General features: G+C 59.5%; 13 protein-coding genes. 10 read left to right on the forward strand and 3 right to left on the reverse strand.

Features of this window, described 5'->3' with window-relative positions; genetic code table 11:
* The first annotated feature begins 654 nt into the window (after nucleotides 1–654).
* On the forward strand, nucleotides 655–918 hold the full coding sequence (locus PSV43_RS03815; protein WP_300193949.1) for a hypothetical protein: 264 nt from the start codon (nucleotides 655–657) through the stop codon (nucleotides 916–918).
* Nucleotides 912–1,244 (forward strand): type II toxin-antitoxin system RelE/ParE family toxin, encoded by a 333-nt coding sequence (locus tag PSV43_RS03820; protein ID WP_300193952.1) that lies wholly within the window; start codon nucleotides 912–914, stop codon nucleotides 1,242–1,244. The genes PSV43_RS03815 and PSV43_RS03820 overlap by 7 nt, the downstream gene beginning before the upstream one ends.
* 6 nt (nucleotides 1,245–1,250) lie before the next feature.
* Here PSV43_RS03820 and PSV43_RS03825 read toward each other — a convergent pair whose 3' ends face one another.
* The 3 genes from PSV43_RS03825 to PSV43_RS03835 form a co-directional block, all read right to left on the reverse strand.
* Nucleotides 1,251–2,387 carry an SGNH/GDSL hydrolase family protein gene (locus tag PSV43_RS03825; protein ID WP_300193954.1) on the reverse strand — a complete coding sequence of 379 codons (1,137 nt, stop codon included), beginning with the start codon at nucleotides 2,385–2,387 and terminating at the stop codon, nucleotides 1,251–1,253.
* Between the two features lie 352 nt (nucleotides 2,388–2,739).
* Nucleotides 2,740–3,318 carry a hypothetical protein gene (locus tag PSV43_RS03830; RefSeq protein ID WP_300193956.1) on the reverse strand — a complete coding sequence of 193 codons (579 nt, stop codon included), beginning with the start codon at nucleotides 3,316–3,318 and terminating at the stop codon, nucleotides 2,740–2,742.
* A 133-nt stretch (nucleotides 3,319–3,451) separates the two neighbouring features.
* Complete coding sequence (locus PSV43_RS03835) at nucleotides 3,452–4,183, reverse strand: glutaredoxin (RefSeq protein WP_300193957.1); 732 nt, start codon at nucleotides 4,181–4,183, stop codon at nucleotides 3,452–3,454.
* Nucleotides 4,184–4,658: 475 nt separating this feature from the next.
* On the opposite strand from PSV43_RS03835, the gene PSV43_RS03840 reads away from it, so the two are divergent.
* The 8 genes from PSV43_RS03840 to PSV43_RS03875 all read left to right on the forward strand — a co-directional run bounded on the left by PSV43_RS03840 (nucleotide 4,659) and on the right by PSV43_RS03875 (nucleotide 13,812).
* Complete coding sequence (locus PSV43_RS03840) at nucleotides 4,659–5,015, forward strand: hypothetical protein (RefSeq protein ID WP_300193960.1); 357 nt, start codon at nucleotides 4,659–4,661, stop codon at nucleotides 5,013–5,015.
* Between the two features lie 121 nt (nucleotides 5,016–5,136).
* Nucleotides 5,137–5,778 carry a hypothetical protein gene (locus tag PSV43_RS03845; protein WP_300193962.1) on the forward strand — a complete coding sequence of 214 codons (642 nt, stop codon included), beginning with the start codon at nucleotides 5,137–5,139 and terminating at the stop codon, nucleotides 5,776–5,778.
* 530 nt (nucleotides 5,779–6,308) lie between these two features.
* Nucleotides 6,309–6,512: a hypothetical protein gene (locus PSV43_RS03850; RefSeq protein WP_300193964.1), complete on the forward strand. Its 204-nt coding sequence runs from the start codon at nucleotides 6,309–6,311 to the stop codon at nucleotides 6,510–6,512.
* A 98-nt stretch (nucleotides 6,513–6,610) separates the two neighbouring features.
* Nucleotides 6,611–7,285, forward strand: a complete 675-nt coding sequence (locus PSV43_RS03855; RefSeq protein ID WP_300193965.1) for a response regulator transcription factor — start codon at nucleotides 6,611–6,613, stop codon at nucleotides 7,283–7,285.
* On the forward strand, nucleotides 7,282–8,349 hold the full coding sequence (locus PSV43_RS03860) for a HAMP domain-containing sensor histidine kinase (protein ID WP_300193967.1): 1,068 nt from the start codon (nucleotides 7,282–7,284) through the stop codon (nucleotides 8,347–8,349). The genes PSV43_RS03855 and PSV43_RS03860 overlap by 4 nt, the downstream gene beginning before the upstream one ends.
* Before the next feature lie 56 nt (nucleotides 8,350–8,405).
* The gene (locus PSV43_RS03865) at nucleotides 8,406–9,731 is read left to right on the forward strand and encodes a TolC family protein (RefSeq protein ID WP_300193969.1); all 1,326 of its coding nucleotides are present in this window, start codon (nucleotides 8,406–8,408) and stop codon (nucleotides 9,729–9,731) included.
* 18 nt (nucleotides 9,732–9,749) lie between these two features.
* The gene (locus tag PSV43_RS03870) at nucleotides 9,750–10,730 is read left to right on the forward strand and encodes a hypothetical protein (protein WP_300193971.1); all 981 of its coding nucleotides are present in this window, start codon (nucleotides 9,750–9,752) and stop codon (nucleotides 10,728–10,730) included.
* A 4-nt stretch (nucleotides 10,731–10,734) separates the two neighbouring features.
* Entirely contained in the window at nucleotides 10,735–13,812 is a 3,078-nt protein-coding gene (locus PSV43_RS03875; RefSeq protein WP_300193973.1) for an efflux RND transporter permease subunit, read from the forward strand.
* Nucleotides 13,813–13,818 lie beyond the last annotated feature (6 nt).

The raw sequence follows: 13,818 nt of genomic DNA on the forward strand, positions 1-13,818 counted from the left end.
TTTCCAGAACTGATTTCCGGAAAGCGCCTGAGGAAACACGCGATTGAATCTCTGCCACCTCTGCACCTCCCGAAGAACTAAATCGCAGATTGGCTCTGAACCGATTCAGGAAAATCTCTGCGGCGTTCCAGCCTCTGCGGTGCAAATCTCCGGCCATTCCCGAATGGCCCCCGCCGTTACACTCCGTTCCACAATCTAACAGCCTTGAGTTCAGGTGCTCCGCTGCAAACCGAACATCCTCAGACTCGCCATTCCGGAAATGAGTTTTGCGAATCGCTATACATAGCCATGAAACGACTGATCCAATTGAGCTGCGAGATTATTTTCAGCGCGCTGACAGTATGGCTGATCATGCGATCTATGCCAGCGAGGAGTGTAGACTTGGCTTCAGCGATGAAATGAAGGCGCTGGAGCCGGAGTTTGGTCTTTCGTCGGATCATCTCCCTGAGATCCGGGTTGACCATGCCATGGTCGCGCGAGCGTTGCAGGACGCGGAGAGGTGCGGTGAAAAAATGCGATTTTGGTTTGCTGCGGTTTGCCCAGCTACTGGAGCGGTTTAAGTGGCTGGCAAGACAAGCCGTACTGAAATTGTTTCAGCGCCAGTTGCCCTATCACGAGACTTGCGCTGTGGCTGGGGATGAATAGCTTTTCGTCATGACGACTGTCGCCCAAATCGAAGACTCGATCCGTGCTTTGCCAGCATCCAGCTTTTGCGAATTACTCGACTGGATGGAACGTCGCCATGATGAGGTTTTACAAGAGCAGGGCTATGAGCCACCCGAGCTTGAAGCCGCCATGCTCAAGGCGTTGGACAGTCCGCGCCAGCCCATCAATGAGGCGCTTTATGAAGGCATTCGTCAGCGTTGGCTGGACAAAAAACATGCTGAGGCAAATCAAGTGGCGTTGCAGCCATGCTGACAGCTGACATTGGCGCAGACGCTTTGTTGGATCTTGATCTGCAATTTGAATGGTATGCGGACGTTGCTGATGAAAATTTGGCGGAGCGCCATCTGACCGCGTTTCACGAAACGAAAGAGCAGCTTTGTCTGCAACCCGATTTGGGCCGCATTCGCCGTTTCCGAGATCGCCGACTCGCCAAGCTATGCTCCTTTCACCTCCAAGGTTCGTTTCAAAAACATCTGATCTTTTACCGCGTAGAGAACGATGTGCTGGTCGTTTTTCGCGTGCTCCAAGGCATGCGTGACCTCCCCCGGCGACTGCTGCAACCGCCGGGGTCAGAGTGAGGCGGACTACTTCAGCGCCGCACGCAGCACAGGCTCAAAAATCTCCGCCTGACGCAGGAATCCAAGGTCGGTGCCGTGGGAGGCATCATTAGAGCCTTCAGCGTCGGTGCCGTAGAGCGCATCTCCGCCGATGTAGTGAAGGTTCCCGACTTTGTCAGCCTTGAGCTGCTCGTACGCGCCTTTCAGCGCCGCGTGATTGTCGTCGTGGAACTTGGCCTTCGCAGGGGTGATCCAGGAGTTCGTAAAGCGGCGGTCTTCCACCAGAATAATCGGCGTGGTCGTATGCTTGGAGCGCAGTTGCTTCACCAGCGGCACGCATTTGGCCGTGACCTCAGCAGGCCCCATGTTGGGCAGGCAGTCGATCACGATGACGGCTGCATCGAGTTCATTGATGAGGTCGCCCACCGCCGCGTCCATCTTGCCATTGCCGGAGAATCCAATGTTGATGACCGGGTGGTCCAGATGACGGCCCAGGATGGCGGTGTGCACCATGCCGGGGCGCGAAGCATTCGCCCCATGCGTGATGGACGTGCCATAAAAAACAATGGGCTTTTTACGTGGGACCAGCCCTTCGAATTTAGCGCCCGCCGGCACGCCGATTTCGAGTTTATCAATGCCGTTATAAAGAGGCAGATAGGCGGCAAATTCATGCTCACCGGGCGTGAGATCGCTGATCATCACAGCTTCGACGTGCTGGCTGGCAGGCTTCGTGCAGGTGACCCATTTCCATTGGCCCTTAGCATCACGCGCATAGAGATCCAGCCCGCTCACTCCCGTGGCCGGCATGGCCGGCATCGCCAGATTCGCTTTGGAAAGATCGTAGCGGCAGTAGATCGCCTTCGCGTCCGTCTTGAAGCGCACCATCATGCCCGCGCTGTCGCGGCTGAGACCCCACACCGCAGGCGTCACGGTTTTTTCCGCCTTCGCCGGGAGACGGTCATACCAGCGCTTCCGCTCCTGATCTCCCCAGCCACGTCCTTCCACGCCCCAGGCCGTCACATCATTCCACTGTGCATCCGCTGGAACCGTCGGGCCCTTGGGTTTGACCTTGGTTGCAGGTGCGGCAGTGGGCGCTTTGGGCGCGGCAGTTTGAGCGATCAGCGAAGTGCTGACAAAGAGAGCAAGGAGGATGGCTGGTTTCATGAGTCGCATCAGTACGTCGCGCGGCGCCATGTTCTCACGTCAATCAGCTCTGCTATAGCGATTCGCAAAACTCATTTCCGACAAGGCGGGTATGAGGAGGTCATTCCACGATCCATTGAAACCAGGTCTGTTTCTCTTGGCCTCGACCAGCCCCGCCACACCTTGGCTCCGCCATCACCTGACGCTCACCCCCAGAAGTTTCTCAGCACGAGAAAACAGACCCGCTTTCAACGCATCAAGGTATTACTTCTTCGCCAAGGCCACGAGGTCCGCGCGCCGGTGACACTTAGCCTGCATGGCGCGCCATTCCGCGCTGACCCATGTTCAAAGAGTACCATTCTGGACATGCCTTTCACCCACGCACTTTCGCAAGCGCATTTTTAGTGGCCTCGTAGGCGGTCTTTTCCCAGGTGCGCATCGAGGCGCGCGCGGTGGGGTTTTCCATCGGCGGAACGGGTCCCGGCGCTCTCGCGAGGCCCGTGGCAATGGTCTTGCCGCTGCGTGCATGGGTCACGAAGCCAACGGTGACACCCTGCTGCTTCAAGTCGGCAGTAACCCACACACGGATGACGGCGCTGAGATGATTGACAGCGGCGAATTTTTTGACCTCGCTGCGCTGGTTGGCAATGTTCAGGTGGGGGGGCACCTGCTTCATCTGCGTAAAGGGCGTATAGCTGAAAGCACGGCTGTCGTCCAAGGCGCGCTCCACGCCGCGGCGTATCGCCAAGTTCACCCGCAGTTCCTCGGCGGACTCCGGTTTGAAATGCGGCAGCGCACGATCACCCGGCAGATCACCCGTCGGCCCGATGCCGATTGCCCCCGCGCGCACGTTGCGAAGACGACCGAGATTGCCCTCAGTGCAGGAGGGCAGAGCAGCTACGGTGAGCAGGCTGGCAAGCAAGAGGGTAAGGCGCAGACGGGTCGAACTCATGCATCGTTATGCCACGAAGCCCCGGCCTTGTCATGCAGTAACAGTTCAGCCGCAAGTCTTCAAGCCCACGCAAAGCAGGGCCCTTTTCGACGAGGAACCCCAGCGTACAACTTCATGACAATCTCCCTTGCCCCTACCTGACCATCATCCAAACAGCCATCGCCATCATCATCAAGTTTTCGGTCAGAGAGATGAACCCCAAAGGAACCTTGCTACCGCCCCCCACACACGCGCAGCTCAGGTCCCGCTTCTCAATGTAAACCGCCTTGAACACAGACACCGCTCCAATCGTGCTCACCACCAGCGCCGTCGGAGCCACCAGCCAGGTCAGCACCCCACCAATCATGAACGCCCCGGCGACTGTCTCAATGAACGCATACATATACGCGTACGGCACATACCGCTGGGCCACCAGGTCATACTGGACAAAGCCCGTGGCAAAAGACTGCAGATCCCGCAGCTTCAGGATCCCCAGCACACACATGCTGAAGGCCACAAACAGCTCCGCAATGCGGATCGGCACCATCGCGCCACGAACCGCCCAGCACTCCACCACCGCCATCAAAAAAGTGATCGCAAATACCGCAATCACCGGCTGATACGTCTTCCCCTCCTTCGGGTCCGGCCCCAGTCCCAGCCGCTCCCGCAAAGCATCGTAACCCCCCACGTGCTCACCATCGATATAGACCTGCGGAGTCTCATCCACCCCTTGCTCCTTTTTATACCGCTCATTCGCCTCCTCGGTCTGCAGGTGATGATCCTCAATTTCAAACCCGTGCCGTTTCAGCAGATCAAACGCCTTCAATCCCCACGGACACAAATGCTTCGGGGTCACCATTCGGTAGAGGCTCGCTTTTGTTTTCATATCGAAGATCCACTTTGTCCGTCTTCCCCGTGGAGAAGAAAATCAAACCGCCCCTTCACGTGGCATGAAGCGACCGGCATCATAGAGGGTACGATCATGGCTCATCGATTGGCCGTCTCCACATTCCGAATTTTCGTTCCTCTCAACCAAGCCAGGGTGGTCATCATATCAAAAATTCCACTTGGGATGGAATTTGAGACCTGCATGAAACCATGCCCCATGCAGCCGTTTCACAGATCCTTATTGGGTGCGGTGAGTCTCGCACAAACGCGGCACACTGTTTATGCTGGCGCCTCTCGTTGACTGCTTTAATCTAAATCCTCCAATGACCGCCCGACGAAATGAACACACCTCATCTCCGTTAACGCGGGTGGTGAATGGGGTGTTACTGCTTGGCTGGTTGCTGTCTTCGAATGGACTTGCCCCTGCCTTCACCCTTCTTGCAGCGAAATTGGATCGCTGCCATCAAGTGAAAGTGGGTAATTCGCCCGCAGGCCAGGTGCGGGTGGTGCTTTCCCATGAGGGCAATGCTGCGTCTCAGCGCCTGCATGTACACAGCGGCCTGACCACGCTGATGATGCTGTTTGCACAAGCGGCGGCTTCTCAGAAGGCCGACCATGTCCTGGCCTTCCAGTCGATAGACAATCTCGGACGCCCCACCAAACGCGATGTGCTCTCGAAGGCCACCAGCATCCCTGCGGCTGCGGTGCATTACGTGCTGGTAAAGCTGCCTGCCGTAACCAGGCGCGAACGCATCGTTCGCCGTGAACACGCCCCCCTGTGGTCTCCGGGAGTACAGCTAAAGGCGGGCAAGACCCTCCTGCAGTGTTGAAGACAGGGCGCTGACCCTTTCTTCCAGTGATGCGATTTGCCGATGGTGGATCGCGCTCTGGCCATGCCTCCCAGCAGGCATGTTGCCGCCTGTCTTCCATTTTTCCCCGCCTCATCGTCCCATGAACACCCCTTCCTTTGCCCTTCTTCCCCCCTCTGCATCTGCCACTCCTGTCCGCGTCAATTCACTTGTTCAAAAGGCCCCCGCCCCACACCCGGAGCTTCACTATGAAGAAGCCCAAATCAACCTTGCCCAAGGAGGCAAAACAAAGGCCGGACAGATGAAGCATCCGGATCTTATACCAGGCGTGGGCAACTTACATTTACGCGAAACCATGCGCGTTCGTGAGGCCGTGCACATCGGCGCGATCTTCAGCTCCACCCTGCTGGCGTTGAGACAAACACACATCCTCATGAAAAGCCTTCGCCTCGCATTTTTCATCCTTCTCACCGCACTGCATATCCCTGTCACCGCATCCGACATTCAGTCCCGCGGGACCACCATGACAGGCATTGTCACCAGCATCGATCACTCAACGCGTTCAGTCACTTTTGAGCAGAGCCATGGGAAGGAAATCCGCCGCTTTGTCTATGCCCGCAGAGCGAAATTCTGGCATGGGGACGCTGATGCTTCGCCTCGGTCGCTGCGAGCTGGAATGCATGTGCAAATCGATCTTCGCAATCCAGTATTTGGTCCCTATTTTGTGACGCAAATCGTGCTCCTAGTGCCCGCCCCTTCGGCCGTAGAGAAGGCAAACAAGTAGGTGCCATAGATCGGCAGCTAGTTTCCTTCTGCCATCGTCCTGCATGGATTGAAGTACGACAGACACTCCTGTCTGTCGGCCAGCGCCCCCGCAATCCCCCCTCGCCCGCGCACATCCAAACCCTCCTCACTTCCTCTTCCCCACCCTCACCACCTCCGCCGCACTCTCCTGTGGCAGATCCGCAGCCCCCTCGCCCGCTTCTTCAGCGACTCTGCCACCGCCCAGCGTCCCACAGCCACGCCCCATCATCAGCCCCATACGTCCCATAAGCCCTATCCGGCCTATTTTCCGAAAGCCCCCACCCAGTTCCGCCTACTCAAAGTGAAACACCTGCTCGGCCCACCATGTCCGCCAACTCGTCAGGCAGTCGCCGCCCCTCTACGCATGCTCCCAAGGCAAATTCGCCTCCGGCACCCGCAGCACCTCCCTTCGCCAGCGACAGCGGCAAACACATTCCCCAAAAATGAAAAAAGCGGCACCCAGAACGGCGGTCCTCATCCCCCATTATCCCAAATCAGCAGGTTTCACACATGAACCACGGCAAAACATCCGGTGGTCATGGAGAAGTGTGTCCTTTCCGTACTTTCCGTACTTCGAGCGAGACTCCGCGCACCAAACAAATCCCCTCCTTCAAAGCCCCCGACGGCCCCGCCAAAAAAGACGCCGAAATCGCCTACCAAAAAGGCGAAGCCGAGCGCAGCTTCACCTGGCTCCGCGCCAATGCCGGGCAATAGACTTCAAAGCGAAAAGCGGTCAGGGCGGAGCAGGATTCGTGGCTACATGACAACATCATCATTTGCCGCCGCTGCCCTCCACCTCTTCCTTCGCGCTCATGCACGTCCTGATTGTCGAAGATGATCCCAAGACCGCCGCGCTGCTCACCAGCGCGTTGCGGCAGGAGGAGTTTGAGGTCAGTCTTGTGGCTGATGGCGAGAGCGGCCTCCAGCGTGCCTTGGGCGAAGTCTTCGATGCACTGCTCGTGGACATCATGCTGCCGAAGCGCAACGGCCTAAGCCTCGTGCGTGAGCTCCGTCATCAGGGCCGCACCACACCCGTCATCATGCTTTCCGCCCGTGGCGAGGTCGAGCAGCGCGTGGAGGGCTTGAATGCGGGCGCGGATGATTATCTGCCAAAGCCCTTTGCCATGTCGGAGCTCCTCGCCCGCCTGCGCTCGCTGCTTCGGCGAAATGTCGTTCACAAAGCAGCCGTGCTCGCGCTCGCAGATCTCACCTATGACGTCGGCACCCGTGAGACCCGGCGTGCTGGCAAACGCATCGAATTATCCTCTCGCGAGAGCCTGCTGCTGGAGTGCCTGCTGCGTGCCGAAGGCCGCGTCGTCAGCCGTCGCGATATCATCGTCAGCGTGTGGGAATACGATTTTGATCCCGGCACCAATCTCGTGGACGTCTATGTGCGGCGCTTGCGGGAAAAGATTGATCGTGATCACACCCCCACGCTCATTCAAACCGTGCGCGGCCTCGGCTACGCGCTACGCCTTCAGCCATGACTCTGCGCCGCCGCATCTTGTTTTACTATGCCGCCACGCTCAGCGTGTCGCTCGTCATCGTCGCGTTCTGGAGCTGGTTCGAATTCAACGAGCAGCGCGATGCGGCACTGCGCGGCGGTGCCGAGGCAGCCTTGAAGCACAACCCTCTCGTTGAAACAGTCGAAATCATTCTCCTGGGCGGCCTGCCCGCTCTGCTGCTAGGCATCATCGGCGGCAGCCTCCTCATGCGCCGCGCCCTGCGCCCCATCGAAGAACTGACCGAAGCCCTCGAAAAAACCACCGCCTCAAACCTCGCCGAACCCGTGGCACGCAGCGGCAACGGCGACGAGCTCGATCGCATGTCCGCTGTTTTCAACGGCATGAAAGAGCGCCTCGGCACCTCCTTCACCCAGGCACGCGAATTCACTCTGCACGCCTCACATGAGCTCAAAACTCCACTCACCATTCTCCACGGCACACTGGAACAAATGATGGGGGACACCACCACCCCGACGGCGCATCGGGAGCGCATCACTTCCATGTTGGAGGAAGTGCAGCGCCTCTCCAGCATCGTCGGTCAGCTCGCCTTCCTTGCCAAAGCCGACGCCGGCTTGTTGGAGACCCCCCATGGCACCGTGGCTCTGCACGATCTCGTGCGCGATCTCGTGGAAGACCTCACACTCCTCTCCGCCGCGCAAAATATCAGCATCACACTCGACGCATGCCAGTCCACACATGTGAACGGAGATCGCATGCGCCTCCGCCAGCTTCTCCTTATTCTGGGCGACAATGCCGTGAAGCATAATCACAAATACGGCAGCATCACCCTCGCCCTGCATCAAGACGAAGCTCACGTCACCTTCCGTATCACCAATACCGGTCCGGCACTCCCGCCCGATTTGCGTTCACGTGTTTTCGAGCGCTTCCTGCGTGGCGATGCCTCTCACAGCAGCACCGTCGAGGGCAGTGGTCTCGGCCTCAGCATCGCTGAATCCATCGCCAAATCCCATCGCGGCACTCTGGTTTTCGAAGTCATTGAAGGCGACCGCACTCAGCTCACATTGAGCCTGCCTTCTGGGCATTAATGACGGTTCTTTCATTGGTGATCGGTTCACAAAGTCGCTTTGTGACACCTGCCGTCATGAAACTCACCTCGTTCCTCGTCCCCCTCGCGGCTGCTGCGCTTGCATCATGCGCACACTATCAGGCCCGCCCGCTCTCGGCGGAGGCCAGTTCTGCGGCGTTCGCCGGTCGTTCGCTGAATGATCCCGGCCTGCGGCAGTTTCTCACCGAACAAAAAGCCGCACAGGGCACCTGGGAGGTCAATCGCCTGTCCTTGGCCGCAGCCTATTTCCATCCCGATGTCACCCTCGCCCGCGCAGAAGCGGATGAAGTCATGGCCGCCATCAAAACCGCCAAACAACGGCCAAATCCCATCTTCACCTTCGGCCCGCAGTATGCCAGCTTTCACCGCAACGCGATCACACCGTGGTTCCTCGCTGGCAACGTGTTCTATCAAATCGAAACCGCTGGCAAACGCACACGCCGCACAGAGCAGGCGCTGGCTGCCGCAGAAGCCGCCAGATGGCGTGTCTCCTCCCGTGCCTGGGCTGCCCGCTCACGTGTCCGCATCGCCATGCTGGAACTCCACAGCGCCCGCGAAAACATCCGCCTGCTGGAGACAGAGGGAAACCTCCACGATGATGCGATCAAGAAACTCACCGCGCAGATGGAAGCGGGCGCTGTATCGCCCTTTGAACTGACGCAAGCACGTCTGGCGCTGAACCGCACACGCCTCGCATTACAAGATGCACAACGTCTCGCCGCGACAGGCGACGCCAAACTCGCTGCCGCCGTGGGCGTGCCGTTGTCAGCCTTGAAAAACATCACACTCGATTTCTCATCACTCACGCGTCTGCCTGCGCAAAGCATCAGCAGCAGCCGGCGTCTTGCCCTGACACAGCGCGCTGATCTAATGGCGCTGCTCGCCGATTATGCAGCCGCAGAGTCCGCGCTTCGCTTGGAATACGCCAAACAGTACCCCGATGTGCGGCTCGGCCCCGGCTTCGATTACAACCAAGGTCAAAACCGCTGGCAGCTCGGTGTGAGCTTGGAACTTCCCATCAATGGCAATCGCGGCCCCATCGCGCAGGCGGAGGCCAAACGTAAGACTGCCGAAGCACGATTTCTCGCGCAGCAGGACACGATTCAAGGGGAGCTGAACATTGCACTCGCGGCTTATACAGCCTCACGCAAAAAAGCGGAGACCGCCGCCACCTTGTCGCAAGATGCCGTGGCTGCTGCGGGCACCACCAAACGCATGGTCGAAGCCGGCGAGCTTTCACCACTCGAACTCACCCGCCGTCAGATTGAAGCCAGCACCGCCAGTCTCGCCCGCATGGCCGCCGACATCGAGGCGCAGACCGCTGCCGGAGCGCTGGAAGATGCCATGCAGGCCCGCCTTTGATTTTCACCCACGCATACCATGAAAACATTCGCCCCCATTGCTCTCCTGCTCGCAGTGAGTTCGCTCCACGCCGCCGATTCAGGGGGTGCTGCACCCGCCGCCGTGACCAAAGAAGGCGATCTCGTCGTCATCACGCTCAAGCCCGACGCCGAGCAGCGTCTGCGGTTGAAAGTCGTACCCGTGGAAAAACGACGTGTGCCCGGCACGCGCCTCTTCTCAGGTGAAGTCGTTTATCCATTGGGCGGCGAAGGCAGCGGCGTCGCACCCGTGCTCGGTGGCACGCTGGATGAAGTGCTGCGTCTCGCCGATTTGCAAGCCGCTGCAGATGGTCGCGTTCTTCAAGCCAGGGTGCAGATCGATGCCGCGAAGATTGCCGTCGAACGCGCACAAAAAGTACTCAATGCCGAGGCCGGCAGCGTTCGCTCCGTCGATGAAGCCAAGACCGCCCTTTCTCTCGCCGAAGGCACGATGACCACGGCCAAAGCGCAACGCGACATCCTCGGCGATCCCGTGGGCAAAATGAGCGGCAACAAGCGCGCCTGGGTGCGTGTAGCGATCTACAGCGGCGAAATCAATCTCCTCGATGCCAAAGCACCCGCGAGCATTCGCACGCTGGGTTATGATGCCAAAAGCCAGAGCGCCGGGCCCGTCGCTGGTCCACCCACGGCCAATGCACTCACCAATACCGTGGACTGGTATTATCAACTTCCTGCCGCCAGCACTTTGCGCGCAGGTGAACGCATTGCCGTCGAGATTCCGACGCTGGCCAGTCAGGAAGAGCATCTCGTCATTCCATTCAACGCAGTGCTGCATGACATCAACGGTGGCCAGTGGGTCTACGCCCAGACTGCTGAGCACGTTTACACGCGAAAGCGCATTCAGGTCGCCCGCCTTGCCGGCACCGACGCAGTCCTGACCAGCGGTCCAGCCGCCGGCACCAAGATTGTGACCGATGGCTCGGCCGAGCTCTTTGGCACGGAATTCATGACCGGGAAATAACGCCATGCTGAATGCCATTGTTTCTTGGGCGCTAAACATGCGCGTGCTCGTTGTTGCTGGCGCACTGGCGCTGCTGCTCGTCGGCATCAATGCGACGAAGGATGCACCTCTGGATGTGTTCCCGGAATTCGCACCGCCGCTCGTCGAAGTTCAAACTGAAGCACCGGGCCTTTCCACCGAAGAAGTCGATGCGCTCGTCACAGTGCCGCTGGAAAATTCGCTCAACGGCCTGCCCTTCCTCAAAACGTTGCGCTCAAAATCAGTACTCGGTTTGTCATCCGTCGTGATGATCTTCGACACCGGCACCGACATCCTCAAAGCCCGCCAGCTTGTACAAGAACGGTTGAATCTCGCGCAGAATCGACTGCCTGCCGTGGTGAAGCCCCCGGTGCTCATGTCGCCGTACTCCTCCTTGAGCCGTGTGCTCAAAATCGGACTCACCTCGAAGACATTGTCGCAGATGGATCTCAGCGAACTGGCACGCTGGACGATCCGCCCTCGTCTCATGTCGGTGCGTGGCGTCGCCAATGTCGCCATCTGGGGACAGCGCGACAAGCAGTTTCAGGTGCTCGTCGATCCCCAGCGCCTCCGCGCCTCCGGTGTGACGCTGGATGCGATCACCAAAGCAGCCGGTGACGCCGCAGTGATCAGCGCCGGCGGCTTCATCGACACACCCAATCAGCGTCTCAGCGTGGCGCAGCTTGCCTTGATCGTCACCCCCGAGGATCTCGCACGCACCGTGGTCGAATTTCGCAATGGCGCTCCCATCCGCCTCGGCGACGTCGCGGAGGTGAAGATCGGCAATCCAGCACCGATTGGTGATGGCGTCATCAATGATGGCCCGGGCATCCTCCTCATCGTCGAAAAGCAGCCCTGGGGCAACACGCTCGATGTCACCAAAGGCGTGGAGCAAATGCTGGAGGAGCTCAAGCCCGCCCTTCCTGGAGTGGATGTGGACAGCACCATCTTCCGCCCCGCCACCTTCATTCAGCTCTCCATGGATCACCTCACCGAGGCGCTGTGGCTCGGCTGTCTGCTCGTCGTCGTCGTGCTCGCGCTGTTCCTCGGCGACTGGCGCACCACCATCATCAGCCTCACCGCCATCCCGCTCTCGCTGGCCATTGCCTTGCTCTTCCTCGCCTGGCGTGGTGAAACGATCAACACCATGATCCTCGCCGGCCTCATCATCGCCCTCGGCGAAGTGGTCGATGACGCCATCATCGATGTGGAAAACATCCTCCGCCGTCTGCGGCAGAACGCCACGCTTGCCACGCCAAAACCAAAGCTGCGCGTCGTGCTCGATGCCTCGCTGGAGGTGCGCAGCGCTGTCGTTTACGCCAGCGTCATCATCGTGCTGGTGTTCATCCCCGTGTTTTTCCTGCCGGGTCTGGCAGGCACGTTTTTCAGACCTCTGGCGCTGTCCTACATTCTCGCCATCAGCGCCTCCCTCGTCGTGGCACTGACCGTCACACCCGCATTGAGCCTGATGCTGCTCAATGTCAAAACAGGACACCATCGCGATGCCTTTGTCGCTCGCGGACTCAAGGCCGCCTACCGTGCTATATTGCCAATGTTTGCACGCAGCCCATGGCTCGCACTGCTCGTTCTCACCGGTGCCTTCGCCTTCACCGGCTTCATCTGGCACACCCAGCTCAAAGAGGAGTTTCTGCCCAACTTCAAAGAGCGCGACTTCCTCATGCACTGGCTGGAAAAGCCAAATACCTCGGTTGAGGCAAGCACCCGCATCACCATCGCCGCCAGCAAAGATCTGCGCGCGATTCCCGGCGTGCGAAATCTCGGCGCTCACATCGGTCGCGCGGAAGTAGCCGACGAAGTCGTGGGTCCGGACTTCACCGAACTATGGATCAGCCTCGACCCCAACGTGGACTACGATGAAACCATTCACAAAGCGCAGGCCGTAGTCGATGGCTACCCCGGCCTCACCCGCGACCTCCTCACCTTTTTGCGCGAGCGCGTGAAGGAAGTCCTCACCGGCGCCAGCGCCAGCATCGTCGTGCGCATTTTCGGCGCCGATCTCGACGTCCTGCGTGATCGCGCCGCAGCCGTCGGTGCCACCTTGAAGGATGTTCCCGGTGTCAGCGCCTTAAAGGTCGAATCCCTCACACTCGTGCCGCAGATCACCGTCAAGCTCCGCCCCGAATCCGCCGCGCTGCACGGCCTCACAGCGGGCAAAGTACGCCAGGCCGTGACCACGCTCATCAGCGGGCGAAAAGTCGGCGAGGTGTATCAGGACCAGCGCGTGCATGATGTCACCGTCTGGAGCCTGCCCGCAGTCCGCGCCGACTACACCACGCTGCGCGAACTCCTCATCGAAACACCCGCTGGCGGCCATGTGCGCCTCGCCGATGTGGCAGATCTCGCCATCGTCCCCACACCCAATGCCATCAAACGCGAAGGCGCTTCACGCCGCATCGACGTGACCTGCAACGTCACCGGCCGCGCTCTGGGAGAAGTCGCCAAGGAGATCGAAGAGCGCGTCAATAAAGTCCAGTTTCCCGCAGGCTATCATCCTGAAATTCTCGGTGAATGGGCCGAGCGCCAGTCTGCCCAAAGCCGCCTCGGCTGGCTCGCCCTCGCATCCTTTGCAGGCATCCTTGCCCTCCTCCTCGCCGACTTCCAATCACCACGTCTGGTCCTGCTCATCGCGCTCACCCTGCCCTTTGCCCTCATCGGCGGCGTCATGGCTGCATGGTTGGGCGGCGGCGTGCTCTCACTCGGTTCACTCGTCGGCTTTGTCACAGTCCTCGGCATTGCTGCCCGCAATGGCATCCTGCTCGTCAGCCACTACCGCCATTTGCAGACCGACGAAGGCCGCCCCTTCGGACTCGATCTCGTGCTGGAAGGCAGCGTCGAGCGCCTCGTCCCCATCCTCATGACCGCCTCCACCGCCGCCCTCGCCCTGCTCCCCCTCGTCCTCAAAGGCAACGTCCCCGGCAACGAAATCGAACGCCCCATGGCCCTCGTCATCCTCGGCGGCCTCGTCACCAGCACCCTGCTGAATCTATTTCTCCTGCCCGCCCTGTATGCCCGGTTTGGCCGAGTCATCAACAAGGGAATTTGACTTGGA

The sequence above is a fragment of the Prosthecobacter sp. genome, assembly GCF_029946185.1.
Lineage (GTDB): Bacteria > Verrucomicrobiota > Verrucomicrobiia > Verrucomicrobiales > Verrucomicrobiaceae > Prosthecobacter.